Here is a 25,675-nt window from a genome sequence, read left to right on the forward strand (position 1 = left end):
TTTTATCCGGTACATCATGTCAGAAAATCAATTTTCGCAACGTTTTGGTGGTACTCAGCGACTATATGGAACACGCCCTACCGAAGTTCTGCGTCATGCCCATGTTGCTATTGCCGGTATTGGCGGTGTTGGAAGCTGGGTTGCCGAAGCACTGGCACGCACCGCAATTGGTCAAATCACCCTGATCGATTTGGATGATATTTGTGTTACCAATACCAATCGGCAAATCCATGCCCTAACCACAACGGTGGGTGAAGCCAAAGTCGAAGCAATGGCCAAGCGTATCAAGCAGATAAACCCGGATTGCCAAGTAAATATTATTGAAGATTTTGTGGTTAGCGACAATGTGTCCAGCTTATTTAACACCCGGATGGATTATGTGGTCGATGCGACCGACAGTGTCAAAGCCAAGGCAGCCATGATCGCGCACTGCAAACGGCATAAGATTCCGGTTATTACCATCGGTGGTGCCGGTGGCCAGACAGATCCGACTCAAGTGGCTATCGCTGACTTGAGCAAAACCATCCATGATCCCTTAGCCGCCAAATTACGCAGTATTTTACGCAAGGAATATCATTTCAGCAGCAATCCCAAACGCAAATTCGGCATCAGTTGCGTGTATTCCACCGAACAACTGGTTTATCCGCAACAAGACGGTAGCGTCTGCCAAACTAAAAATCTGGCTGACGGCAGTGTTAAACTCGATTGCAATAACGGTTTTGGTGCATCGGTGGCAGTAACGGCGACTTTCGGTTTTGTTGCCGCAGCCAGAGTGATAGATAAAATTATTGAAAAAGCCGAGCGGCATAGCTCAAACAGTTAGCTTTCGCCTTGGGTCATCCGGTTGATTTGCTCAATAACAGCCAATAAACCATTGGTACGACTGGGACTTAAATGCCGGTTTAATCCCAGCTCCCGAAGATAGTTAGTTAAATCAAATTGCCGAATTGTTTCAGCGCTATGCTTGTTTACTGCCGCCAGCACAATTGCCAACAACCCTCGCACAATTTTACTATTCGAATCGGCACTAAACTCAAATATACCCGCTGTTTGCTGACTCTCCAGCCATACCTGTGATTCACAACCACTGACCTCATATGCCGGGATCTTTTTACTACTGTCGATTTTTGTCAGTGACTTTCCGGCCAACATAATCTGACGATATTTGTCATCCCAACTTTTGGCCTGTTGCACGTTATGGGCAATATTATTGATTTCTGGTAACGCTGTCAGGTCTGTTTCATCTTGCTGAAGCTGTTGGAGCACCTGTTTTAGTGCAAAGACAAAACGCTCCACTTCATGCAGATGATTATAAACCGCCAGAGACACTCTGATTGTACCTTCAATACCCAGTGCCTGCATGGCCGGCATGGCACAATGATGGCCAGCACGCACAGCTATCTTTTTATCAGCTAGCAACGTGGCCAAATCCTGATGGTGAATACCATCAACAGTAAAAGACAAAACCGGCACCGAATTTTGCACATCCCCCCAAAAATGAACGCCGGGAATATCTCGCAATCCGTCACAAAGCTTGGTGTATAGTTGCTGTTCATGCCGTTGATAAGCCACACCTGTGTGTTGTGATAACCAGTCAATTGCCGCTCCCAATCCCAATACGCCTTGTATGTTAGCGGTACCCGCTTCGAATTTAAGCGGGGCAGACTGGAACGTGCTACCAGCAAAACTGACCTGCTTGATCATTTCGCCACCAGTCTGGTAAGGCGGTAAACTGTCCAGTAAGGCATATTTGCCATACAACACTCCCACCCCGGTGGGAGCAAACATTTTATGCCCGCTGAACAAATAAAAATCACAGCCCAACTGTTGTACATCAACACTAAAGTGACTCACAGCCTGCGCCCCATCCAACACCGTAATTGCATTTACTTGACGGGCGCGCGCAAAAATAGATTTCACCGGATTAATATTGCCAAACGCGTTAGACACCTGCGCAACCGATACGACTGCAGTTTTACTGGTAATAACCCTGTCTAGCGCAGTTAGGTCCAGAATTCCCTGCGCATCGAGCGGAATCACTTTGATCACAAGTTGATATTGCTCGGCTATTTGCTGCCAGGGCACAATATTGGCGTGATGTTCCAATGCACTTAGCACAATTTCATCACCCGGCTGCAAATGTCGCATTGCCAGACAATGGGCCAACAGATTTATGCTTTCTGTTGCACCTCGGGTAAATACAATTTCCTTGGCTTCCCGCGCACCGATAAAGCGGGCCACCTTGGCTCGCACCGCCTCAAACTCTGCTGTGGTGGACGCGGCCAGTGGATAAGACCCCCTATGCACATTGGCATTCTGCAAACGATAAAAAGTACTGGCCGATTGAATAACACTCTCAGGTTTATGCGAGGTGGCAGCATTATCAAAATAGATCCAGTCATCTTGCGCATTGGTAGCAAGACTAAGCATAGGAAATTGTTGACGCAGCGATAACACAGTGTTCATAGAAAGGCCGTCCGATTCAGTTGCCGCGATTGTTCAGCAAAGTCCGGTGTGATTCAAGTTTAAGTCAGCGCATTTTGTTGAATTATTTGTTGAGGATGCATAATATAAAAACAAATAACTTTATATATTTATTTTTATGACTAACACACAAGCCAATCTGGTGCTGTTTACCACTATGCTAGTCAGTATTATCAGCACAATAGGTATTGCCTTGCCCTACCCCATTCTGGCGCCGTTATTGCTAACATGTAACGCCAGCCATTTGTCCGATTTTATGCAGATCGCCCCCAACTTGCTGTTGGCTGCACTACTGGGAGTCTACCCTATGGGCATGCTGATAGGCAGTTCATTTATGGGCGCATTATCGGACAGTTACGGGCGCCGAAAAGTATTGCTGTTATCCCTGTTATTCAGTACCTGTGGTTATGTCCTTACTGTTATAGCGGTTATTAACGAAAATTACCTGCTATTTTTAATGGCCCGATTTATCACCGGGCTGTTTGAAGGCAATATTTCTATTGTCAGGGCGATTGCAGCGGACCTTGATCCAATCATCGATAAAGCCCGTTCATTCTCATGGTTATACGCCACCACTTATCTGGGCTGGCTAATAGGTCCCTTAATGGGTGGTTATTTAATGCAGTTCAGCGCCGCAACAGCTTTTTATGCGGCCGCACTGGCGGTAGGGTTATCTGCATTATTTGTCTGGCTCTGGGTGCCCGAAACCGCCACTACAAGGACTTCTGATAAAGCCAGTCTTCTGTCCAGAGTAAGCAATGAAAACTCTTTTGGATTATTAAAACACTCCTCCATCCGGCATATATTTCTGATCTATCTATTGATCATGCTGGGATTAAATGGATTATACGAGTTCTTACCCGTGTGGCTGGTCGAACAGTTCCAGTTTGGCAGCGTCCAGATTGGCTGGGCTAACGCGATGTTTACCTTGTTGATGGTGCTTACCAGCGCATTTGTTGCCGAACGACTCAAGAATAAATTCGGCTTATTTGCGACTATCGCCTTCGGCCTAGCCAGTTTAGCCACCCTTATGCTATCAGTGTTCTGGATCCCTCTGCCCTATCTCTACCTATACGTTGCCCTGATGGGTATCGCCAATGCCTTATATAATGGACTACTGCCGGTATTTATTACCGATAAATTCAGTCAGCAAAGTCAGGGACGTCTGCTGGGATTGCTATCCAGTATTTTCTGCCTGGCCAATATGTTATTTGCGCTTATAGGTGGCATTATCAGTTTGCTTGGCGCCCAGTGGAGTATTTTTTGTGGTGGATTAATGCTGTTAAGTGGCTTGATTTACCTGCTTATATTTAACCGACGTATAATCTCGTCAGCTAACCATTTATCCTTGCACCCAGGGACTGTTGATGGTGCGAATATATAAATCTTCTACTGCACTTCTGGCCCAGGCAGTACGACGTAAAAACTTAAGGCTCGATTTAACACTGGGATCATTCTGAAAACAGCGGATATTGACTAACTCACCTAATCGCTGCCAACCATAATGTTGCTCCAGCTTAATAACAATTTGTTCAAGCGTAATACCATGTAAGGGGTTGTTAGGTTGTTTTTCTGTCAATGTATCCTCACTTTAAGCTGTTGATTAATTGCGCCAAACGAACAATCCGTTGATTGGTTAACTGGCGATAGTCGAAATAGGGGCAGATGATAATATTATGCTCCCTGCAGATGGCAAAATGACAATCCAGCCAGTCAAATTCAAATTGTCCACCGCTTTGCTGACCATGCGTCTTACCGCAAATTATCCGTATCGCATTGTGATGATCACGTACTTCCGGCGATCCAAATATTAATGCTGTCTGGCTATCTGATTGTAACAGATTCTGGTCACGATACTGTTGCCATGAAAAAGCCTGTTGAGAAAAAACAAAACGTTGCGGATCCAGGGCGAACAAAAGTTTGGCATAAACATTAAAAACTTTGCGCCATCCGTTACCGCAATGCTGATTTATCACCTGTATCTCGCCGGGCAACAACGACAGGATCTGCGTCAACTGCTGATATTCCTCCATTGGCGGGATATTAGCGATATAAACCGCAATTTTATACTGTTTATCCCCAAGTCCTTTTTCTATTTGAGTATCCATTAGCAAAATAACTGACAATCGTGATCTTCACCGGGTAACCGGACCAGTCGGTTAAAGCTGAACCCAAGCTTGTTCAATAGTCCAATCGATGAAATGTTATCAGGCGACACTATCGCCACCACCTTATCCTGATTCAGCTCGGTTCTGGCGTAGTTCAAAATGGCCTGAGCCGTTTCAAATGCATAGCCCTGGCCTCTGGCCGATTTTACAAATCCGTAGCCAATATCGATGTCCTCCAGTCCAGCTCTTTTTATCAGTCCGGCCATTCCCACAGGCTCTGCTGTTTGCGCCAGACAAATTAACCACAAGCCGAACCCATTGGTGACATAACTTTTTTGTGGTCCATTGATGATATAGCGACGCGCATCTACAGAGTTTCGTACGCCGCGATCACCAATAAAACGGATAAAGTCAGGTTCATTCAACAATCGACATATAAATTCAGCATCATCGGTGGAAATACTGCGGATCACCAGACGAGGTGTGACCATTATTCTCAACTTAGCTACTCCTGTGGAAACTTTGTCATATCGGATAAAAACTCCTCAATTGCCGCACAAAGGTATTGGCATTGTCGCCAGACAATTTGCTAACATGCAGGCAATATATCTGTTTGGGAAAAGTAAATGAAGTTCATCTCGTTTAATATCAACGGTCTGCGCGCCAGACAACATCAATTACAAGCACTTATCGATAAACATCAGCCCGACGTGATTGGTTTGCAGGAAACCAAAGTGCACAATGATATGTTCCCGCTAGAAGAAGTCGAATCAACCGGCTACAAGGTATTTTATCATGGTCAAAAAGGCCATTACGGTGTTGCGTTATTGTCCAAACAGCAGCCAATCGACGTTCAGTACGGTTTTCCTACCGATGAAGAAGACGCCCAGCGACGCATGATTATGGCGACATTCGAACTGGAAGACGGCCAAAAAGTCAGAGTACTTAACGGATATTTTCCTCAAGGTGAAAATATCGAGCACCCGTTAAAATATCCCGCTAAAAGAAAATTCTACGCTGATCTGATGGATTATCTGCACACCCTGGATGCCAATGACAACATCATTGTGATGGGTGATGTGAATATTTCTCATCAGGATTGCGATATTGGTATTGGCGAGCCAAATCGTTTGCGCTGGCTAAAAACCGGTAAGTGCAGTTTTTTGCCTGAAGAAAGAGAATGGCTAAATTTGTTGATGGCTTATGGATTTAAGGACAGTTTTCGCGAACTTCATCCTGAAACAGAAGACAAGTTCAGCTGGTTTGACTATCGTTCAAAAGGCTTTGATGACAACCGCGGGCTACGCATTGACCTGATTATGGCCACTCACAACTTGCACGACAAACTGGTTGATGCTGGTATAGATTATGAATTGCGCGGCATCGAAAAACCTTCAGATCATGCGCCAATCTGGGCGACCTACAAGTGATAAACGCAGCGCTGGAGTATCATCTATAACATGGATATGCTGCATACTATGGCCTTGCTCATCTATTTGGCTCTTATCGGCTGGACATTGCGGACCTTACCGCTGAAGTTACTGTTGCAAAGTGGTAAAACCCAACATCTGGTATTTGGCAGCAGCGTATGCCTATTTATATTATGGCTATTCCGCACCGGTATTTATCCGGGCCTGAATGTTCATTTTCTGTGGTTATCGGCACTACCGCTAGTGTTGGGGCTAAGATGGGCTATTATCAGTTCTTTTGTTAGCTTGATTGGCCTCACTGCCGCAGGACTGGAAAGTATCGATATGTTTGGTATCAATGGCCTGTTGGGATGCCTGGTGCCAATCGTTGTCAGCTATATGATTTTCAGTCTGGCGTTTCACAAGCTTCCACGCCATTTATTCATCTATATTTTCGTCTGCGCATTCGCAGGAGGTATTGTCGCATTGACGTTTAAAATGCTGTTAATGGGAGGATATTATTATTTATCCGGTATCTATGAATGGCAGATAATTGTGGACAACTACTTGATACTCACCCCGTTATTACTTTTTCCGGAAGGTATGTTAAACGGTATGACTATCACCTTGTTAATCATCTATTTACCAGGCTGGGTTAACACTTTTTACGATAAACATTATTTGTACAATAAATAACTTCGATTCGGGATAAACCGCACCTCTCGATACGTTGTTGTTACGCCTGACGGGGTTGGATTTTCTAGCAATAGCCAAAATTACGGACCAAGACCCGTCTTGCTATCCACAAAAATGTCGTTATCGAGTAAGTATCAGCTCAGGCAAGAGCTAATTTATTATAATAAGTAATTGAATTAATTATATAATTTAAAGTATCAACGACACTTCCCAATTCGAGTTCAGGTTATTTGATTTTTTCACTAAAGTTCAATTTTTAACCGCCGATATAATCGTTGGAGGGTAGTGAAATGAATATATCGGTAAATTTTGGCACCGATGTACAAAATCAGCAGTTTGGACATCGGTCAGTACAAGCTCAACAACAAAAGCAGCCAACAGAGTCGCTGGCAGTTGCTGCGTATGCCCCGTCAAGTCAGAGTGACTCAGGCCAGCCCGATGCCCCTGTTCAACCAGTAAAAACCAACCGGCAGGATAATACCGTGCATTCAAGCAAGACCGAATTACAGGTCAACAATACTGATTACAGGATTAAGTTGTTAATCGAGCGTCAGGCCGGCAATGCAACCATGCAAACGGTACTGAATTTTTACAAAATACAACCTGAGCTGAATATTGCTGCTGCGCAACATGATGTGGATGTTTTAGCCTGATATTAGCTACCTTCCTCCTCCAACATTAATAACAAGCCCGGCACTTAACGCAACTTTAGCCATTTACCCAATCAAAACCACTGACGGGTGAATACCTTATCCAGTTCATCGAAGGCGGTTTTTAACAGGCGAGCAAGCTCTTTATAGGTTGGTTTGGCTTTAACCGATTGCAAACGACAACCTTGCACTTGCATTTTTTGATGGATATCACGATACCAATGAATCGTCGAAGGCGGTAATACTTGTTTGGCGCGGTGTCCCAACCACAATAAACCTTGCATTGGCAAACTTAACAGAAACGCTCCGGAAGCCAACGCCTGAGGCAATTGTTCCGCACCAAAATAATTATACTGCAATGCAACGACAGCAACGGCCATAGGTGGCATCACTTTAATACTTAATTTAGTCGCAGCAATTACCCGACATTCCGGAAATAAACTGTAGAGTTCCTTTTGTTCAGGCCATATTTGCATATATTCCTGACCATCTTTGAACATCATTGAAAGTGTCTGTGCCATACAACAACTCCTCTTCGCAGAGTATAAGGTTACCTTTTAATCGACCATTTCGCTAATTTTAATTGGACTATTGATAGGCTTATTGGTTGCAAAACAGAATTGAATAAGTAAAAAATTTTACTGGAATAATTGCGATATAAACTTGAAATACAACTATTTGCGCCCATTTATTCACAATATTTAAATAACCTGAACCCGGAATAAGCTACGCCTCTACATAACGCTCTTTTTGGGCCTGGCGGTGTTGGATTTTCTGGCAATAGCCTGCTATTGCTGACAAAAACTCGCTTACTATTTACAAAAATATCCTCACCGGATCAGTAATGGCCCCGTCGGAGAAAAATTAGTTGTTATAAGTGACTGAGTTAATTATACAATTTAAATTACAACGACACTTCTTATCCAGAGTTCAGGTTAAATAGGTTATATTGTGGCTTGCTTAATAAGTCACTGTTATTCATAAATTGATGGAGTTTTTCATGTCCGAATCAAGACATTGTCGTCTACTTATTCTGGGGTCCGGTCCCGCCGGTTACGCCGCTGCAGTTTACGCTGCGAGAGCTAATCTAAACCCGGTGCTATTAACCGGCATTCAACAAGGCGGCCAATTAACCACCACCACCGAGGTGGAAAACTGGCCAGGTGATCCTGAGGGGCTGACCGGACCGGATCTGATGGTTCGGATGCAAAAACATGCTGAAAAGTTTGATACCGAAATTATTTTTGATCACATCAACAAAACCGATTTCAGCCAGCGCCCTTTCACACTTACCGGCGATAACGGCACTTATACCTGTGACGCGTTAATCATTGCCACCGGCGCATCAGCTAAATATTTGGGCATGGAAAGCGAACAAGCCTTTATGGGTAAAGGGGTGTCTGCCTGTGCGACCTGTGACGGCTTTTTCTACCGGAATCAGAAAGTCGCAGTAGTCGGCGGCGGCAATACCGCCGTTGAAGAAGCACTTTATCTTTCCAATATTGCATCAGAAGTGCACGTTATCCATCGTCGCGACACATTCCGCAGTGAGAAAATTCTGGTTGATCGTTTAATGGATAAAGCACACAACGGTAATGTCACGTTGCACCTCAATCGCACACTTGATGAAGTTATGGGTGATGAGATGGGGGTGACCAACATTCGTATTAAAGATACCCAATCTGCCGCCACCGAAGAACTGGATATTATGGGTCTGTTCATTGCTATTGGCCACCAACCTAATACTGGTATTTTTGAAGGCCAACTGGATATGAAAGATGGTTATATCAAGATAAAAAGTGGTCTGGAAGGTAACGCTACCCAAACCAGTGTTGAAGGTGTGTTTGCCGCAGGCGATGTATCAGATCACGTCTATCGCCAAGCTATCACATCTGCAGGTACAGGTTGTATGGCCGCTCTGGATGCCGAAAAATATCTGGATGCTCTGTAATATAATGTTATAAAGGCCTCACCAGAGGCCTTTTGTTGTCCCTCAATGTCAATACAGCTTACCCACCTCAGTCATAAACTGAATTTTCCTGACGTAGAAACGGCTTTGGATGATCCCGATGGATTGCTCGCCTTTGGCGGTGATTTGTCTCCTGCTCGGCTATTATTAGCGTATCGGAATGGTATTTTTCCCTGGTTTGGTGAAGATGAACCTATTATGTGGTGGTCCCCTTCCATCCGAGGGATATTAAACCTAGCGGAGTTTCATTGTTCTAGAAGTTTAGCCAAGCTGGTTCGCCAGCAATCTTATCGGGTAACATTAAATGCGGATTTCAATCAGGTTATTCAGACTTGCTCCGGTATTCCAAGAACGGATAACGGTACCTGGATTACCCAATCGATGATAGCAGCATATCAGCAATTACACCGATTAGGTTATGCCCATTCCGTTGAGGTGTGGCAACAAGATCAGTTAGTTGGCGGCTTATATGGTGTCGCTGTGGGTAAAGTATTTTGCGGGGAATCGATGTTTCATCAACAAGCCAATTGTTCCAAACTAGCCATGTACTGGCTGGTTGAATATTTACAAAGTAACAGGTTTGATTTTATCGACTGCCAAATGGTAACGCCCCACCTGGCAACTATGGGGGTAAAAGGCGTTAAACGTTCGGAGTTTGTAAAACGCTTACATCAGTCAATTAGCAGGTCGCAAAACTTGGCAGATGATATTTGGAATCCCGGTATTTTAAATGGCTAATATGAAGTTTGGTATTACTCAGACCTTTCAATGTGCTTATTTACCCAATGAGCAGGAGCGTCTTATTGTACTGGTAGAAGAATCCAACGATCCCAAGGAGCCCTATGAAAAACTGCTTAATGCAGGATTCAGACGCAGTGGCGCGCAGATATACCGCCCTCACTGTATTAATTGCAATGCCTGTCAATCGTTAAGGGTACCGATCGAATATTTTCGTCTTTCACGCAGCCAAAAACGTATTCAAACTAAAAATCGCGATATAAAAGTGGTGATTAATCGTAGTGACCAGCCTACTTATTATCAATTGTATCGACGCTACATCAATGCCAGGCATACTGACGGCAGCATGTTTCCTCCCAACAAAGAGCAATATGAAAGCTTTTTATGCCACGACAGGGCCGAACAGTTGTTTATCGAATTATGGCTGGATAACACTTTGGTCGGTGTGGCGGTTACTGACGAAGTTTCCGACGCACTGTCGGCGTTATACACATTTTATGCACCAGAACTGGAAGATCGCTCTTTGGGAACCTATGCCATACTCTGCCAAATTGAACAGGCGAAGGCATTGGGAAAACAATACCTGTATTTGGGTTATCAAATAGATGACTGTGCAAAAATGAACTATAAGGCTAAATTTCACCCACATCAGCGCTTTATTGACAATAAATGGCACGAATTCACAAAAAAGCCGGACTAGTGCTTTACTCTTGGGCTTTTATTGGGCAAAATCTGCGCGGATTTTTATCATTGATCAAAATGCAACTTGGGGTAGTGTCACATGACCATTCCGATTGAATGCATTAACACAGAGGTTTTTTAACTAGATGGCGAAAGAAGATTGTATTGAAATGGAAGGTACGGTTCAGGATACCCTCCCAAATACTATGTTTCGAGTTGAACTTGAAAATGGTCACGTTGTAACTGCACATATCTCCGGCAAAATGCGCAAAAACTACATCCGTATTCTGACTGGCGACAAAGTGACCGTTGAAATGACGCCATATGACTTAACTAAAGGCCGGATTATTTACCGCGCCCGATAAGTCACAGGCGTCGTCGTATGCCTGTTTTGAATTATTTCCACAAAAAACCCAACATGATGTTGGGTTTTTAATTCGTCCAAACAACAAGTAAGGTTATTTTACTTTTTCGTTCTGCAACTGGTAATTAAAACTCAGTTGGTCATCTTTAACACCGATCTGCACATTACCGCCATGGGATAATTCTCCGAACAACAGTTCATTAGCCAGGGTTTTCTTAACCTGATCCTGAATCAATCTGGCCATCGGTCTTGCCCCCATGCTCTTATCGTAACCTTTGTCGGCCAACCAACTTCGAGCTTCATTACTGACCTCCAGCGACACGCCTTTAGCATCAAGCTGAGCCTGCAGCTCAACAATGAACTTATCTACCACTTGCAATATCACTTCGCTTTCCAGATGGTTAAACCAGACAATACCATCCAGACGGTTACGAAACTCAGGCGTGAATACCTTGTTGATTTCTCCCAGCGCATCATGGCTGTGATCCTGTTGTTTGAAACCAATAGATTTGCGGATAGTTTCAAGCACCCCAGCGTTGGTGGTCATCACCAGCACAACATTCCTGAAGTCCACCTTACGACCGTTATTATCAGTCAACGTACCGTGATCCATGACTTGCAGCAAAATATTGTAGATATCGCTGTGGGCCTTTTCAATCTCGTCCAGCAATACTACAGAATAGGGGTTTTTAATAACCGCATCGGTTAGCATGCCCCCCTGTTCAAACCCTACATAGCCTGGGGGCGCGCCAATTAGACGGCTGACAGCGTGACGTTCCATATATTCTGACATATCAAAACGCACCAGCTCGACGCCCATTATTTTTGCCAATTGCTGGGTTACTTCTGTTTTACCCACACCAGTTGGCCCGGCAAACAGAAAACTACCAATCGGTTTCTGCTCATTACCTAGACCCGAACGAGACAACCGAATTGCATTGGTCAATGTATCAATCGCCTCATCCTGACCAAACACCACCAGTTTCAGATGACGATCCAGATTTTTCAGCACTTCTTTATCAGATGCAGATACCGACTTTTCCGGAATACGCGCAATTTTGGCAATAATTTGCTCAATATCACCCACACTGATGGTCTTTTTACGCCTGGAAACCGGTAATAGACGCTGACTGGCTCCAGCTTCATCCATTACATCGATAGCTTTGTCCGGCAAATGCCGCTCATTGATATATTTAGCCGATAATTCTGCAGCAGCCTTAATCGCCTGACGGGTGAAACGTACGCTATGATGTTCTTCATAACGACTCTTCAGCCCCAACAAAATCTTGGTCGTATCTTCTACGCTGGGTTCAACAATATCGACCTTTTGAAAGCGGCGTGCCAGTGCTCTGTCCTTTTCAAAGATACTTTGGTATTCCTGATAAGTGGTTGAGCCAATACAACGCAATTCACCACTGGATAATTTAGGCTTTAATAAATTGGATGCGTCCATCACCCCGCCTGATGCCGCTCCGGCACCGATAATGGTATGAATCTCGTCAATAAACAGAATAGCGTCGGGATCTTTTTCAAGTTCATGCAAGATTGCTTTTAGACGTTTCTCAAAATCGCCACGGTATTTAGTACCCGCCAACAAACTGCCGAGATCCAGCGAATAGACAGTAGCTTTTTCAATCACTTCAGGTACGTCCCGCTTAACGATACGATAAGCCAGTCCCTCTGCGATGGCAGTTTTTCCTACTCCGGCTTCACCGACCAATAATGGATTATTTTTACGGCGACGGCACAAAATCTGAATCGCCCGTTCAACTTCGTGATCCCGTCCGATCAGTGGATCGATCTTGCCCTGCTCGGCCATTAAATTCAGATTACTGGAATAACGCTCAAGAACACTGGTGCGATCTTCTCCGTCAGCCGCTTCCTGCTCTGTTTCGATCTGGGAGGAACGATCCTCATCGCTTTTTGCGACACCATGGGAAATAAAATTCACCACATCAAGCCGGGTAACATCAGATTTCTTAAGAATATAAACCGCCTGGGATTCCTGCTCAGAGAATATCGCCACCAAAACATTAGCGCCTGTCACTTCTTCTTTACCGGAAGACTGAACATGAAAAACAGCACGTTGCAAAACTCGCTGAAAACCTAGTGTTGGCTGGGTTTCGCGCTCACTGCTTTGTTCTTCCAGAATAATCGGAGTGGTGTCTTTAACAAAATCTTCCAGTTCATTTTTGATACTTTGTATATTGGCTCCACAAGCCTGTAATGCTTCACAAGCGGACGCATTACCCAATAACGCGAGCAGCAGATGTTCGACTGTCATAAACTCATGTTTGTGCTCCCGAGCGAAAATAAAGGCTTCATTCAGGGTTTGTTCCAGATCTTTATTTAACATCTAATGGATCCTCTTACTGCTTAACTGTTCGGCTCAGACTAGCGGTCATAATACTTTTCTAACAATATTTTGCTGATGATGACGAGTAGATAACTTAATTGTTGTATACAAAAGTCATCCTGTCTCTACGCAAACGCATAAATACTTCTACTTTATCCAGTTTACGCCTGTTCCAAAGAACACATCAACGGGTGCTGATGTTTGCGCGCATACTGGTTGACTTGCATCACTTTAGTTTCTGCCACTTCAGCACTATAGATGCCGCAGACGGCCTTTCCTTCATAATGTACTGTCAGCATCACCTGGTTGGCTTTCTCAATATTCATATTGAAAAAACTTACCAATATCTCGACGACAAAATCCATCGGGGTATAATCGTCGTTATTTAGCATCACCTTATACATTGGCGGCGGTTGTATTTTTTTCTTAACCGCATCCAGCTGCTTTTCGTGACTGATTCCTACTGCACTAAATTCTTTCATAAAATAATAGCTGTTGGGTTCTACTTTAACTCTATTTATACCGCGAAAGTGACAATTTAATAAAATAATTAAATTAGACTTGACACATTTAGGTTAAAAAACCTACAGTTTTAAGGAACTTTTGGATTTTTCCAAAGGTTTGTGTCTCCAAATATCAGATATTGGGACAGGTAAGTGATAGTTCAAGGGATTACAGAGGAAACAGAAGTATGGCAGTTGGCAAAGTCAAGTGGTTCAACAATGCAAAGGGTTTCGGCTTTATAGTACCTGATGACGGCGGTGAAGATGTGTTCGCACATTACTCGACTATTCAAATGGATGGATATCGTTCGCTTAAAGCGGGTCAGGAAGTTAACTTTGAGGTAGAAGCCGGGCCTAAAGGTTTGCATGCAGCAAACATTTCTTCCACAGAACCCCAACAGTAAAAAATTTTTGGAAAACTAAAAAAGCAGATGAGATTTCTCATCTGCTTTTTTTATATCTTTAATTTAGCCCATCAGATTATTGCCAGACAGACTATTTCATCACAAACAAGGTGCTAGCCAATGATCTGGTTGAAGGTTGAGCTGGGACGCATTACCTTGGCAATCAACGCTGTGTCGGCATGATAATAACCGCCCAGCTCTGCGGGCTGGCCTTGAGTTGCCATTATTTCATCGATAATTTGCTGTTTGTTTTCTTGCAATGCTTCGGCAATAGGTTCGAAATGAGCCTTCAACTCGGCGTTATCATTCTGTGTAGCAAGTTCAGCGGCCCAATACATCGCGATATAAAAATGACTGGTACGGTTATCATGCTGGCCGACTTTACGACTGGGAGATTGATTATTGTCCAGCAATTTCCCTACAGCGACATCCAGCGCTTTAGCCATTAATGCCGCTTTTTCGTTACCTTTAACATTGGACAAGTGCTCCAAAGATGCCCCTAATGCACAAAACTCTCCCAGCGAATCCCAACGAAGGTGATTTTCTTCAACCAGTTGTTGTACATGCTTGGGAGCCGATCCCCCTGCTCCGGTTTCAAACAAACCACCACCATTCATCAAAGGAACAATAGATAGCATCTTGGCTGAGGTTCCCACCTCCAGAATGGGAAACAAATCCGTCAGATAATCGCGCAGTACGTTACCTGTTACAGAAATGGTATCTTTGCCTTCCTTGATTCGGGCTAAAGACAATTCAGTTGCTTCCACTGGTGACATAATGCGGATATCCAGACCGGAGGTATCATGATCAGGTAAATACTGTTCAACCTTCTTGATCAATTCAGCATCATGAGCGCGGGCTTTATCCAGCCAGAAAACAGCAGGCGAGCCTGTTGCCCGGGCGCGATTGACCGCCAGCTTAATCCAATCCTGGATTGGAGCATCTTTGGCCTGACACATCCGCCAGATATCACCCTGCTCAACCTGATGCTGATGAATCACATCACCATTTTCGGCCACAACCCTGATTTGACCGTTGCCCGGTGCTACAAATGTTTGCGGATGAGAACCGTATTCTTCGGCTTTTTGCGCCATTAAGCCGACATTGGAAACACTGCCCATTTCGGCAGGATTAAAAGCGCCGTGTTTGATACAGAACTTGATGGTAGCGTCATATACGCCAGCATAAGAACTATCAGGAATAACACATTTGGTATCTGCCTCACGGCCATCAGGTCCCCAACCTTTACCACCAGCCCGGATCAAGGCCGGCATGGACGCATCAATAATCACATCACTGGGAACATGTAAGTTACTGATACCTTTATCAGAATTAACCATATATAAATCGGGTTGGTCAGCCAGCACTTGTTTAATATCAGCTTCAATCGGCGCACGCTTGTCTTGCGGTAATGTCGCCAGTTTTGCCACAACATCACCAAAACCGTTGTTGGGATTGACGCCTAACTGCTCGAATGTATCGCCATATTTTGCAAACAGATCTTTAAAATAAACTTTAACCGCATGGCCAAAAATAATCGGATCCGATATTTTCATCATGGTGGCTTTCATATGTAACGAAAACAGAATACCTTGCTGCTTACTGTCCTGAATTTGCTCTTCCAAAAAAGCGCACAAGGCATTTTTATTCATTACAGTGGCATCGACAACTTCTCCTGTCTGCAGTGCCACGCCGGACTTCAGCACTTCGTTGCTACCGTCATCGCCGATAAATTCAATATTGACATTGGTAGCAGAGCCAATGGTGACCGACTTTTCATTGTGGAAAAAATCACTATCCGTCATAGTCGCAACATGGGTTTTTGAATCGCTGACCCATTCACCCATGCTGTGTGGATGCTTTTTCGCAAATTCTTTTACTGCTGCAGGCGCGCGTCTGTCTGAATTACCTTCACGCAATACCGGGTTAACAGCACTGCCTTTAATTTTTTCATAAATGGCTTTAACTTTCGCGTCCTGCTCAGTCTTGACTTCGCTTGGATAAGACGGAATATCGTATCCTTGCGATTGCAGTTCTTTTATCGCAGCATCCAGCTGGGGTGCCGACGCAGAAATATTGGGTAACTTGATTACGTTAGCATCGGCTTCTTTCACTAACTCGCCCAGTTCCGCCAATGCATCTTCCTGTTGTTGTGATGCCGTCAGACGGTCAGGAAATTGTGACAATATTCGTCCGGCAAGTGAAATATCTTTACTACCAACAGTAATACCGGCTGCTTTGGTATAAGCCTTAACGATAGGCAAAAATGAACCACTGGCCAATTCTGGCGCTTCATCTACTTTGGTATAAATGATGTCAGGCTTGTTATCACTACTCATATTACTTTTCGGCTCCTGGAAAATGTATGCGTTGCTATGCATATTGAAAATAACGCAACGATAATAATTGAGTTATCGTTCTCTAATTTGGTGTGGGATAATAAACAATTCAGCTTATAGTGCAAATCGTCAAATCTTATTTTATATCCCAAAAGGATTATTCTCTATGGCTAAAAAACAGCCTTTGAATAAAAACCACCAACAGCCAAAAGTTATTTTGTTCAACAAACCTTTCAATGTGTTGTGCCAATTTACTGATACCGAACAGCGCGCCACGCTCAAAGACTTTATTGATATTCCTGAAGTATATGCGGCAGGACGGCTGGATCGCGACAGTGAAGGCCTGTTGGTGCTGACCAATAATGGCAAGCTGCAACATAAACTGGCCAATCCCAAACATAAAACCAGCAAAACCTATTGGGTGCAGGTAGAAGGTCAAATTACCGATGATAAAATTCTGCAGTTATCTCAAGGTGTAGAACTTAAAGATGGTAGGACAGCCCCCGCTAAAGTAGAAATAATCGAAGAGCCGGAACTATGGCCACGTAACCCACCGGTTCGTTTCAGGCAGCATATCCCAACCAGTTGGCTCAGTCTGACCATTACCGAAGGACGAAATCGTCAGGTACGCAGAATGACCGCCCATGTAGGCTACCCTACCCTGCGTTTGATCCGTTATCGAGTGGGTAACTGGACGTTAGATGGTATCCAGAGCGGCCAATATATTGAGGTCTAATCTATATAACCCCAGCTCGGGATAAGCCACGCCTCTCAATAACGCTCTTTTTGCACCTGGCAGCGTTGGGCTTTCTAGTCATAGCCCGCTATGACGTACGAACCCCCGCCTTGCCAGGCACAAAAATGTCGTCATTGAGTAACCTATTTATTCAACAATGGTTGAGTGAATAATATAACTAACTGAATTATTTACCCTTTGTAAATATAAACGACATTTCTTATCCCGAGTTGGGGTTATATATCCCCAAACCACATTAAATTGTGCACTTAAGCCGCTTTGAATCCGTCATTTTGACGTGGTGCGGGTATATTGGTTATGGTGGATGATTTTAACTGTCTGTTTTGTTAGAATGCGCGTCCTTAAAATTTCGGAAAAGTCCTTCGTTTTCAATCATGTCAGAAAATAGCCAAACTAAAGTCATCGTCGGTATGTCCGGCGGGGTAGATTCATCTGTTTCAGCCTACCTTCTTCAACAACAGGGTTATCAGGTTGAAGGGCTGTTTATGAAAAACTGGGAAGAAGACGATTCTGATGAATATTGCGCAGCGGCCCAGGATTTGGCCGATGCCCAGGCCGTGGCCGATAAACTCGGTATGCCATTGCATACGATTAATTTTGCCGCCGAATACTGGGATAATGTATTCGAGTATTTTCTGGACGAATACCGCTCGGGGCGCACACCTAACCCAGATATCATGTGTAACAAGGAAATCAAGTTCAAGGCGTTCCTGGAATTTGCCGCAGAAGAACTGGGCGCCGATTACATCGCCACCGGTCACTATGTACAACGCGGCAACAAAGATAACCAATGGCAAATGTTACGCGGTCACGACGGCAATAAAGATCAAAGCTATTTTTTATATACGCTCAGCCATGAGCATATTGCCCAGACTTTATTTCCTATCGGTCATCTGGATAAGCCCGAAGTGCGCAAAATTGCCGAGCAGCAAGGCTTGGTTACTCACGATAAAAAAGACAGTACCGGTATCTGTTTTATCGGCGAGCGTAAATTTAAAGATTTTCTCAGCCAATATTTGCCCGCTCAGCCAGGCATCATTGAAACCGCCAACGGTGAAGCTATAGGCCAACATGAAGGTCTGATGTATCACACATTGGGTCAACGCAAGGGGCTGCAGATTGGCGGATTAAGTGAATATGGGGAAGAGCCCTGGTACGTGGTGGACAAAGATATCGCCCGCAACGTATTGATAGTCGGTCAGGGAGCCGATCATCCCCTGCTTTACTCCAGGGGATTGGTGGCTAACCAGCTACACTGGGTTGATCGAGTTGGTCCACAACAAAAATTACGTTGCACGGTTAAAACCCGTTATCGACAAGAAGATATCCCCTGTCAATTAACCGTTAACAATAACCAGGTAGAAGTATTGTTCGACCAACCTCAAAAGGCAGTAACACCGGGCCAGTCAGCGGTATTTTATCTGGATCAAGTTTGTCTGGGTGGCGGGATTATAGAGAGTTATATCCGATAACATGAAAGACTCAATACAAGATAAACATATCGCCCTGGCAGGGGTCTGTCAGGCCGCATCACTGGTGCAGCAAATTGCGCGTAAACAGCAATTGGACGAGCATGGTTTTCTGGCCAGCATCCATTCTTTAGTGGTGATTGATGCAGATAATACCGAACAAGTGTTTGGCGATATCAGTAAACTCCAACTTGGCTTTACCACGCTTGCCGCCCAATTGAGCAACAAAGCAGTCAAAAAAGACGCCGAGATTACCCGTTATATTGCTGGTATTTTGCAACTTGAACGCAAATTGGCCGGCAATAGCCAAAAGATGTCTGAATTGGGCCAACGCATCAGCCAATTACAACGTCAACAGTCTCTTTACTCACTGTTTGACAGCCAAATGTTGAGCAATATTGCCAGTGTATATACCGAAGTAGTCAGTCCGATTGGAGCCAAAATTCAGGTCGCGGGAGACCCGGAGCAGCTCAAACAGCCGCTGAATCAACATAAGGTAAGAGCGCTACTGTTAGCCGGTATTAGAGCCGCCGTGCTATGGCGTCAGTTAGGTGGTAAACGACGCCAGATACTGTTTAGTCGCCGTCATATTTTAAATGCCGCAAATGACGCATTACAGCATATTAACCAGATTCATTAATTTTAGGAGAATATCCCTTTGGAACTATCTGCCCTGACGGCCATATCCCCTGTCGACGGACGATATGGTAATAAGACCACTGAGTTAAGAGCAATCTTCAGTGAATTTGGCCTAACCAAATATCGCGTACAAGTTGAAGTACGCTGGTTACAGTTACTTGCCAGCCAGGCAAAAATTGACGAAGTGCCGCCATTAAGCGATCAAGCAAACCTGTTGCTGGATAACATTGTCAGCCAGTTTAATCCGAGCGATGCGCAGCGGGTAAAAAACATTGAGGCAACCACCAATCACGACGTAAAAGCGGTAGAATATTTCCTAAAAGAGAAAGTCGCCGATAATGCCGAATTGCAAGCCATCAACGAATTTATTCACTTTGCCTGCACGTCGGAAGACATTAATAATTTGTCTCACGGACTCATGCTAACCGAAGCACGTGATCAGGTTATTTTGCCTTATTGTGACAAACTTATCGCCGAGCTAAAGAAACTAGCGATTGAAAACAAATCTGTAGCGATGATGGCTCGCACACACGGCCAACCTGCCACACCTACTACCATGGGCAAGGAAATGGCCAATGTGATGATCCGCTTGCAACGTCAGCGCGATCAGATTGCTGCAGTACAAATTATGGGCAAAATTAACGGTGCTGTAGGTAACTATAATGCGCATCTTGCTGCCTACCCAGATGTGGACTGGCATAGTCTGTCTGAGCAATTTGTTACGTCATTGGGGATCAACTGGAATCCGTATACTACGCAAATTGAACCACATGACTATATTGCCGAACTGTTTGATGCTATCGCACGGTTTAACACCATTTTAATCGACTTTGACCGTGATATTTGGGGTTATATTGCTTTGGGCCATTTCAAGCAAAAAACCGTGGCCGGCGAAATTGGTTCGTCCACTATGCCACACAAAGTCAATCCAATTGATTTTGAAAATTCCGAAGGTAATCTAGGTTTGGCCAATGCGATTTTTGCCCATCTGTCGGTCAAATTGCCGGTATCCCGATGGCAACGCGATTTAACCGATTCAACGGTACTACGCAATCTTGGCGTTGGCGTCGGTTACTCGCTGATTGCCTATCAGGCGTCATTAAAAGGGATCAGCAAACTGGAAATCAATACCCAGAGCCTGCTGGATGAACTTGATAGTAACTGGGAATTGCTGGCAGAACCGATCCAGACAGTAATGCGTCGTTATGCTATCGAAAAGCCTTATGAAAAACTCAAGGAGCTGACCCGTGGCAAACGTGTCAATCAGGTTATTATGGCCGAGTTTATCGACGGACTTGCATTACCTGACGCCGTCAAAGAAGAACTCAAGCAACTGACTCCAGCCAATTATATTGGTCGCGCAATCGCTTTTGTAGATGATCTGGTTCAATAAAAAAAACTGCGTGCCCCTTTAAATGACAAAACAGGTGAATTGACTACACTGTGTAGGTCTTCACCTGTTTTTCTATTAAGGGACTAACAATGCTACGGACAGTATCATTGTGGATAAAAGCTGGCAGCCAGCATTCCACGCTGGACACTATCAGTCCAATCAGAATCAACAATGTTGTCACTCTTATTTTTGCGCTAACACTGTGCGCCCAAGTTCCCTTTATGCCAGCATTCTGGGATCAGGGAGGCGCTAACCAGTGTTTGATTAATCTTGCCGCTATTCTGCTGTGTATAATTATCCCGCTACTTAATCACCTGCGTCAGCATCTGTTGGCCCGGCTAGCGTTGATTAGCATATATAGCGGCTACCTAATTTTAACGGCACTGCATTTGGGCGCCCAGGCCAACGTGCACTATTTTTTCTTGCTTGGCGTGTTTGCCACGCCATTTATTTTTCAGGTCGATTCACCGTTACTCAGCCGGACCATCATCGGCTATTTTGCGCTTTTGACCCTATTGTTCGGCTTTATAAACCCGCCGACGCCAGCCAGCCATCTCGACTATAGCCAGTTGGTCGGCACCACTAACCTGATCAATCTGGTCATCGCCGGGATCCTGTGTGCATTTTATATTCAGTTAAATACCCAGCTGGATAGAGAAAAGGTGAATTATGAAAGAAAACGCTCGGAAAATTTATTGCTGAATATATTGCCTCCGGCTATCGCCAAACGATTGAAGGAATCCAGTCAACCTGTAGCCGATTATTTTGATCAGGCAACTATACTGTTTGCTGATATCTCCAATTTTTCACAGTTAAGCCAGCATAAATCTGCTATTGAGCTGGTCAGCTTGCTGAACGATCTATATAGCGAGTTCGATCTGGTGCTTAGTCGTTATCGTCTGGAAAAGATTAAGACCATCGGTGATGAAATCATGGCTGTTTGCGGGGTGCCCAATTCGGACAAATATCACGCCGTCCAGGTGTGTGAATGTGCATTGCAAATGCAACACTGCTTTGAACGTTTTTGCCGAGAACATCAACTCGACAACGGATTACGTATTGGTATCAATACCGGCCCGGTGGTGGCCGGTGTCATAGGTAAAAACAAATTCAGCTATGACCTGTGGGGCGAAGCAGTCAATCTGGCATCACGCATGGAAAGCTATGGTGAAAGCCATAAAATCCAGATTACCGAGAATACCTATTTACAGGTTAAAGATCAGTTTCAATGCCGTTTACGCGGCAAAATAGAGGTTAAAGGTATGGGTGAAATTAACAGTTACTGGCTAATGCATCCTAATTCAGCCAGTCGCTAAAGCCTGTCATACCAATCCGTATAAATTCTCGCTGAGTGGGCAATTGTTTATACGGATTGGTATCACTTATCCAGCCCACCCATACACAAATATTTTATTTCCAAATAGTCATCCAGTCCGTACTTGGAACCTTCACGACCATAACCTGACTGTTTGACTCCCCCGAAAGGAGCTGCCGCATTGGATATTAATCCTTCATTAATGCCTACCATGCCATAGTCCAGTTTTTCTGCCACCCGCCAGATACGGCCAATATCTCGGGAATAAAAATAAGCAGCCAGCCCTACATCGGTATCGTTAGCCATGTCAATTACCTGCTGCTCATCAGCAAAGCCGATAATTGGCGAAACCGGTCCAAATATCTCAGTTTGGGCTACCGGCATATCGTTATTGACGTTGGTCATTACCGTCGGCATATAGAAATTGTCTCCGGCTTTGTGTGTTTTTCCTCCAAGAACCACCTGCGCCCCCTGCTCCACCGACTGTTCGACCAATTTAATCACACCAGATAGCGCATCCTCGGTAATCAGCGGACCAATATCAACACCATCTTTCAGCCCGTCGCCAACCTTTAGTTTGGCGACTGCATCGACAAACTTATCGGTAAACTTTTCGATAATATCCTGCTGAACAAAAATGCGATTGGTACACACACAAGTTTGCCCGGCATTACGATATTTGGACGCAATTGCCCCCTCCACCGCGGCGTCAATATCTGCATCATTAAATACAATAAAAGGCGCATTGCCCCCCAATTCCATCGACACTTTTTTAACCGTAGAAGCACACTGTCCGATTAATAACTTGCCAGTCTGAGTCGAGCCAGTAAAAGTAAACTTAGCCACATCTGGATGTTGGGTAAGCACTTTACCTATGGCTTTGGCATCGTCCCCTACCACCACATTAAACACACCGGCTGGAATACCGGCCCGTTCGGCAAGTTCGGCCATCGCTAACGCGGATAACGGGGTTTGTGTGGCGGGACGTACCACAAAAGTGCAGCCTGCGGCCAATGCCGCGGCAGCCTTGCGGGCAATCATGGCATTGGGGAAATTCCAGGGCGTTATCGCCGCAACCACACCTACTGGTTGCTTTAACACCACAATGCGTTTGTCCGCACCAGGAGATGGAATAACGTCGCCATAAACCCGTTTTGCTTCTTCGGCAAACCATTCGATAAAAGACGCGCCGTAGGCGATTTCACCTTTTGCTTCCTTTAACGGTTTACCTTGTTCCAGGGTCAGGATACGACCCAAATCGTCCTGATGCTGCATCATCAAGTCAAACCACTTGCGCATCAAAGCAGCACGCTCACCCGCCGATTTTGATGACCACGCGGGTAATGCCACTTTAGCCGCTACTACGGCTTTTTCTGCCTGTTCCGCTCCCGCATTAACCACCTGGCTAACGGATTTGCCTGTGGCGGGATTAATCACATCAATATGGTTGCCACCGGTTTGCCACTGTCCATCAATATAGGATGAATGACGCAACAAAGACTTTTCTTTTAACGCTTGCATGGCTTGCTCCTGCATTTTGGCTGACTGGGTCAACTTACAATAATAGACTTTATATTGCTTCTAATAAGTACCTGAGGTTAAATTAAAAATATTCAACCAACCGTCTTAATTCATTCTCGTTATTAACTTGATTATAGAAAGTATTAGCGTCCTTTAAGTCCATCCATTTTAGCTGGTTATTACATGCAAGATTTTCGTCTGAACGGGGTTGATCCCGAGTTATTTTTGAATACTTACTGGCAAAAAAAGCCCTGTATCATTCGCCAAGGACTGGTCAACTTTATTGATCCTGTTGATGAGCATGAACTTGCCGGCCTGGCGATGGAAGAAGAGATTGATGCACGTATTATCAGTCGTTCCAAAGATGGTTGGGGCATGGAGCAAGGCCCTTTTACAGAGCATGATTTTACCGCTCTGTGTGTCAATCAATGGTCGTTGCTGGTGCAAAGTGTCAATCACCATATTCCGGACAGCCAAGCATTAATGTCGGCCTTTAACTTCCTGCCGTTTTGGCGTACTGACGATTTAATGATCAGCTATTCAGTCGCCGGAGCCGGTGTCGGGCCACATCTGGATCAATACGATGTATTTATCGTCCAGGGAAAAGGATCACGGCGTTGGCAAATTGGTCAGCCTGGAGAGCATCAGAAAATCTACCCGCATCCACAGTTGAGTCAGATTGAAACCTTTGAACCCGTTATTGATGAGATTTTCTACCCCGGCGATATTATTTATATTCCCCCGGGGTGGCCACATAACGGCATCGCACTGGAAGATTGCATTAATTATTCAGTCGGCTTTCGCGCCCCTTCCCAGCAGGATTTAATCCTGTCTCTGGCCGATTTTGCTGTGCAAACCAACAGTTTTAATCAACGATTTAGTGATGCAGATATTGCTTCACGCTCCAGCCCCGCGTTAATTCTGGATGCAGAACTGTGCAGATTTAGAAAATTGATGACAGAAGCAATACAAAGCGATGATTTTGAAAGATTCATACTTACCCATTTGAGCCAGTCCGCGCCCGGGGATGAATTAGAGCCCGATCCCCCCTTTACGCCAGATGATATATATAAACTGCTGGAACAGGGCGTTACCTTTAGCCCGCGAGGAGGATTAAAACCGCTATATCAGCAAAGCCAGTCAGATGACTTTAGTTTTTATCTGGACGGACAGGCATTTAAGCTTCCTCAGCACAGCCAACCTTTGATGATACAACTGCTTAATCAGGACGTTTTTCAAGCTCAAAACTTAGCCCGAACGCAGGAGTGGCTAGATTTTATACAGATGTTAACTATTCTTGTTAATACAGGGTACTGGTTCCCTGAGTGTTAAGGGGTTGTTACTCATTCAAATCGACCACTGTGGTGAAGATAAAGAACAGCAATCCCTAAGGAGAGCATTTATGACGTTAAGAGCAAAAAGCGTCGACTGGAAGAATGCTAAAGACAAACTGACCCAATTGAGAGAAAAGGTGTTTGTGTGTGAGTGGCGGATCCCCCGGGATATCGAGTTTGATCAGCAGGATCCCCGCTCTTTACATGTATTAATTTTTGATGAGCAGGAAACACCTATCGCCACTGGCCGGATTACGCCAGAAGGCGAAATGGGCAGAGTTGCGGTTGACCGCCATTGCCGTCATCCGGAGGTATATCAAAAATTGTTTAAAGCGTTGCTAAAACTGGCCAGAAAACAGCATATTGATGCCGTTATCGTTCAGTGTGAATTAGAAGGGATAGACTACTATCAACGACAGGGATTTCAACCGGTCGGAACAGTATATATGGATGCAGGTATTCCCAGACAGCGGATGGCTTGCCCTATTACACAATGCCAAGTGGCAGACTTGCAATATACTCACTAAGCGGGGACTTGCCCCGCTT

General features: G+C 44.7%; 26 protein-coding genes. 17 read left to right on the plus strand and 9 right to left on the minus strand.

The annotated features are described in order from the left end of the window. Positions 1-16: 16 nt before the first annotated feature. Complete coding sequence (gene tcdA, locus V1467_RS10325) at positions 17-823, plus strand: tRNA cyclic N6-threonylcarbamoyladenosine(37) synthase TcdA (protein ID WP_416304901.1); 807 nt, start codon at positions 17-19, stop codon at positions 821-823. Here tcdA and V1467_RS10330 read toward each other — a convergent pair. Beyond that, positions 820-2,466: a SufS family cysteine desulfurase gene (locus tag V1467_RS10330; RefSeq protein ID WP_416304902.1), complete on the minus strand. Its 1,647-nt coding sequence runs from the start codon at positions 2,464-2,466 to the stop codon at positions 820-822. The two genes, tcdA and V1467_RS10330, sit on opposite strands and share 4 nt — an antisense overlap. Before the next feature lie 136 nt (positions 2,467-2,602). Between V1467_RS10330 and V1467_RS10335 the strand changes: the two genes are divergently transcribed. Continuing rightward, positions 2,603-3,868 carry an MFS transporter gene (locus tag V1467_RS10335; protein WP_416304903.1) on the plus strand — a complete coding sequence of 422 codons (1,266 nt, stop codon included), beginning with the start codon at positions 2,603-2,605 and terminating at the stop codon, positions 3,866-3,868. Here the strand turns inward: V1467_RS10335 and V1467_RS10340 are convergent. From V1467_RS10340 to V1467_RS10350, 3 genes are read right to left on the minus strand one after another with little or no spacing between them, the layout of a single operon-like run. Continuing rightward, the gene (locus V1467_RS10340; RefSeq protein WP_416304904.1) at positions 3,827-4,063 is read right to left on the minus strand and encodes a VF530 family DNA-binding protein; all 237 of its coding nucleotides are present in this window, start codon (positions 4,061-4,063) and stop codon (positions 3,827-3,829) included. The genes V1467_RS10335 and V1467_RS10340 overlap by 42 nt on opposite strands. Before the next feature lie 7 nt (positions 4,064-4,070). Further along, complete coding sequence (locus V1467_RS10345; RefSeq protein ID WP_416304905.1) at positions 4,071-4,592, minus strand: DUF6942 family protein; 522 nt, start codon at positions 4,590-4,592, stop codon at positions 4,071-4,073. After that, a complete protein-coding gene (locus V1467_RS10350; RefSeq protein WP_416308683.1) occupies positions 4,592-5,083 on the minus strand; it encodes a GNAT family N-acetyltransferase in 492 nt (163 codons plus the stop codon). Before V1467_RS10350 ends, V1467_RS10345 begins: the two co-directional genes overlap by 1 nt. Positions 5,084-5,218: 135 nt before the next feature. On the opposite strand from V1467_RS10350, the gene xthA reads away from it, so the two are divergent. The 3 genes from xthA (at position 5,219) to V1467_RS10365 (ending at position 7,350) form a co-directional block, all read left to right on the plus strand. Then, positions 5,219-6,022: an exodeoxyribonuclease III gene (gene xthA, locus V1467_RS10355; protein ID WP_416304906.1), complete on the plus strand. Its 804-nt coding sequence runs from the start codon at positions 5,219-5,221 to the stop codon at positions 6,020-6,022. A gap of 36 nt (positions 6,023-6,058) precedes the next feature. Continuing rightward, positions 6,059-6,697, plus strand: coding sequence for an energy-coupling factor ABC transporter permease (locus V1467_RS10360; protein WP_416308684.1), 639 nt, complete (start codon positions 6,059-6,061; stop codon positions 6,695-6,697). A 290-nt stretch (positions 6,698-6,987) separates the two neighbouring features. After that, positions 6,988-7,350, plus strand: a complete 363-nt coding sequence (locus V1467_RS10365; RefSeq protein ID WP_416304907.1) for a hypothetical protein — start codon at positions 6,988-6,990, stop codon at positions 7,348-7,350. A gap of 71 nt (positions 7,351-7,421) precedes the next feature. Here V1467_RS10365 and yfbV read toward each other — a convergent pair whose 3' ends face one another. Next, complete coding sequence (gene yfbV / locus V1467_RS10370; RefSeq protein WP_416304908.1) at positions 7,422-7,868, minus strand: terminus macrodomain insulation protein YfbV; 447 nt, start codon at positions 7,866-7,868, stop codon at positions 7,422-7,424. 479 nt (positions 7,869-8,347) lie between these two features. Between yfbV and trxB the strand changes: the two genes are divergently transcribed. From trxB to infA, 4 genes are all read left to right on the plus strand, one after another. Further along, entirely contained in the window at positions 8,348-9,298 is a 951-nt protein-coding gene (trxB, locus tag V1467_RS10375; protein WP_416304909.1) for a thioredoxin-disulfide reductase, read from the plus strand. A gap of 45 nt (positions 9,299-9,343) precedes the next feature. Continuing rightward, positions 9,344-10,054, plus strand: coding sequence for a leucyl/phenylalanyl-tRNA--protein transferase (gene aat, locus V1467_RS10380; RefSeq protein WP_416304910.1), 711 nt, complete (start codon positions 9,344-9,346; stop codon positions 10,052-10,054). A 1-nt stretch (position 10,055) separates the two neighbouring features. After that, positions 10,056-10,754 carry an arginyltransferase gene (locus tag V1467_RS10385; RefSeq protein ID WP_416308685.1) on the plus strand — a complete coding sequence of 233 codons (699 nt, stop codon included), beginning with the start codon at positions 10,056-10,058 and terminating at the stop codon, positions 10,752-10,754. A 127-nt stretch (positions 10,755-10,881) separates the two neighbouring features. Continuing rightward, entirely contained in the window at positions 10,882-11,100 is a 219-nt protein-coding gene (gene infA / locus V1467_RS10390; protein ID WP_013784390.1) for a translation initiation factor IF-1, read from the plus strand. 93 nt (positions 11,101-11,193) lie between these two features. Here infA and clpA read toward each other — a convergent pair whose 3' ends face one another. After that, complete coding sequence (clpA, locus tag V1467_RS10395) at positions 11,194-13,455, minus strand: ATP-dependent Clp protease ATP-binding subunit ClpA (protein WP_416304911.1); 2,262 nt, start codon at positions 13,453-13,455, stop codon at positions 11,194-11,196. Between the two features lie 161 nt (positions 13,456-13,616). Further along, positions 13,617-13,937, minus strand: a complete 321-nt coding sequence (gene clpS / locus V1467_RS10400; RefSeq protein ID WP_416304912.1) for an ATP-dependent Clp protease adapter ClpS — start codon at positions 13,935-13,937, stop codon at positions 13,617-13,619. 209 nt (positions 13,938-14,146) lie between these two features. Here clpS and cspD point away from each other — a divergent pair, with 209 nt between their 5' ends. After that, positions 14,147-14,362 (plus strand): cold shock domain-containing protein CspD, encoded by a 216-nt coding sequence (gene cspD, locus V1467_RS10405; protein ID WP_416304913.1) that lies wholly within the window; start codon positions 14,147-14,149, stop codon positions 14,360-14,362. A 113-nt stretch (positions 14,363-14,475) separates the two neighbouring features. Here cspD and V1467_RS10410 read toward each other — a convergent pair whose 3' ends face one another. Continuing rightward, positions 14,476-16,701, minus strand: a complete 2,226-nt coding sequence (locus V1467_RS10410; RefSeq protein ID WP_416304914.1) for an NADP-dependent isocitrate dehydrogenase — start codon at positions 16,699-16,701, stop codon at positions 14,476-14,478. 166 nt (positions 16,702-16,867) lie between these two features. Between V1467_RS10410 and V1467_RS10415 the strand changes: the two genes are divergently transcribed. The 5 genes from V1467_RS10415 (at position 16,868) to V1467_RS10435 (ending at position 22,275) form a co-directional block, all read left to right on the plus strand. Then, complete coding sequence (locus tag V1467_RS10415; protein ID WP_416304915.1) at positions 16,868-17,437, plus strand: rRNA large subunit pseudouridine synthase E; 570 nt, start codon at positions 16,868-16,870, stop codon at positions 17,435-17,437. Positions 17,438-17,832: 395 nt separating this feature from the next. Further along, positions 17,833-18,930 carry a tRNA 2-thiouridine(34) synthase MnmA gene (gene mnmA, locus V1467_RS10420; RefSeq protein WP_416304916.1) on the plus strand — a complete coding sequence of 366 codons (1,098 nt, stop codon included), beginning with the start codon at positions 17,833-17,835 and terminating at the stop codon, positions 18,928-18,930. A gap of 1 nt (position 18,931) precedes the next feature. After that, the gene (gene hflD / locus V1467_RS10425; RefSeq protein ID WP_416304917.1) at positions 18,932-19,567 is read left to right on the plus strand and encodes a high frequency lysogenization protein HflD; all 636 of its coding nucleotides are present in this window, start codon (positions 18,932-18,934) and stop codon (positions 19,565-19,567) included. An 18-nt stretch (positions 19,568-19,585) separates the two neighbouring features. Continuing rightward, positions 19,586-20,959, plus strand: a complete 1,374-nt coding sequence (gene purB, locus V1467_RS10430) for an adenylosuccinate lyase (protein WP_416304918.1) — start codon at positions 19,586-19,588, stop codon at positions 20,957-20,959. 89 nt (positions 20,960-21,048) lie between these two features. Continuing rightward, on the plus strand, positions 21,049-22,275 hold the full coding sequence (locus V1467_RS10435) for an adenylate/guanylate cyclase domain-containing protein (RefSeq protein ID WP_416304919.1): 1,227 nt from the start codon (positions 21,049-21,051) through the stop codon (positions 22,273-22,275). A 62-nt stretch (positions 22,276-22,337) separates the two neighbouring features. Here the strand turns inward: V1467_RS10435 and V1467_RS10440 are convergent, their stop codons facing one another. Further along, positions 22,338-23,795: an NAD-dependent succinate-semialdehyde dehydrogenase gene (locus V1467_RS10440; protein WP_416304920.1), complete on the minus strand. Its 1,458-nt coding sequence runs from the start codon at positions 23,793-23,795 to the stop codon at positions 22,338-22,340. A 183-nt stretch (positions 23,796-23,978) separates the two neighbouring features. Here V1467_RS10440 and V1467_RS10445 point away from each other — a divergent pair, with 183 nt between their 5' ends. Further along, positions 23,979-25,127: a JmjC domain-containing protein gene (locus V1467_RS10445; protein WP_416304921.1), complete on the plus strand. Its 1,149-nt coding sequence runs from the start codon at positions 23,979-23,981 to the stop codon at positions 25,125-25,127. A gap of 70 nt (positions 25,128-25,197) precedes the next feature. Next, the gene (locus tag V1467_RS10450; RefSeq protein WP_416304922.1) at positions 25,198-25,656 is read left to right on the plus strand and encodes a GNAT family N-acetyltransferase; all 459 of its coding nucleotides are present in this window, start codon (positions 25,198-25,200) and stop codon (positions 25,654-25,656) included. Positions 25,657-25,675: the final 19 nt, after the last annotated feature.

Origin of the sequence: Neptunicella plasticusilytica, assembly GCF_047922965.1 — a bacterium.
GTDB classification, from domain to species: Bacteria; Pseudomonadota; Gammaproteobacteria; order Enterobacterales; family Alteromonadaceae; genus Neptunicella; species Neptunicella plasticusilytica.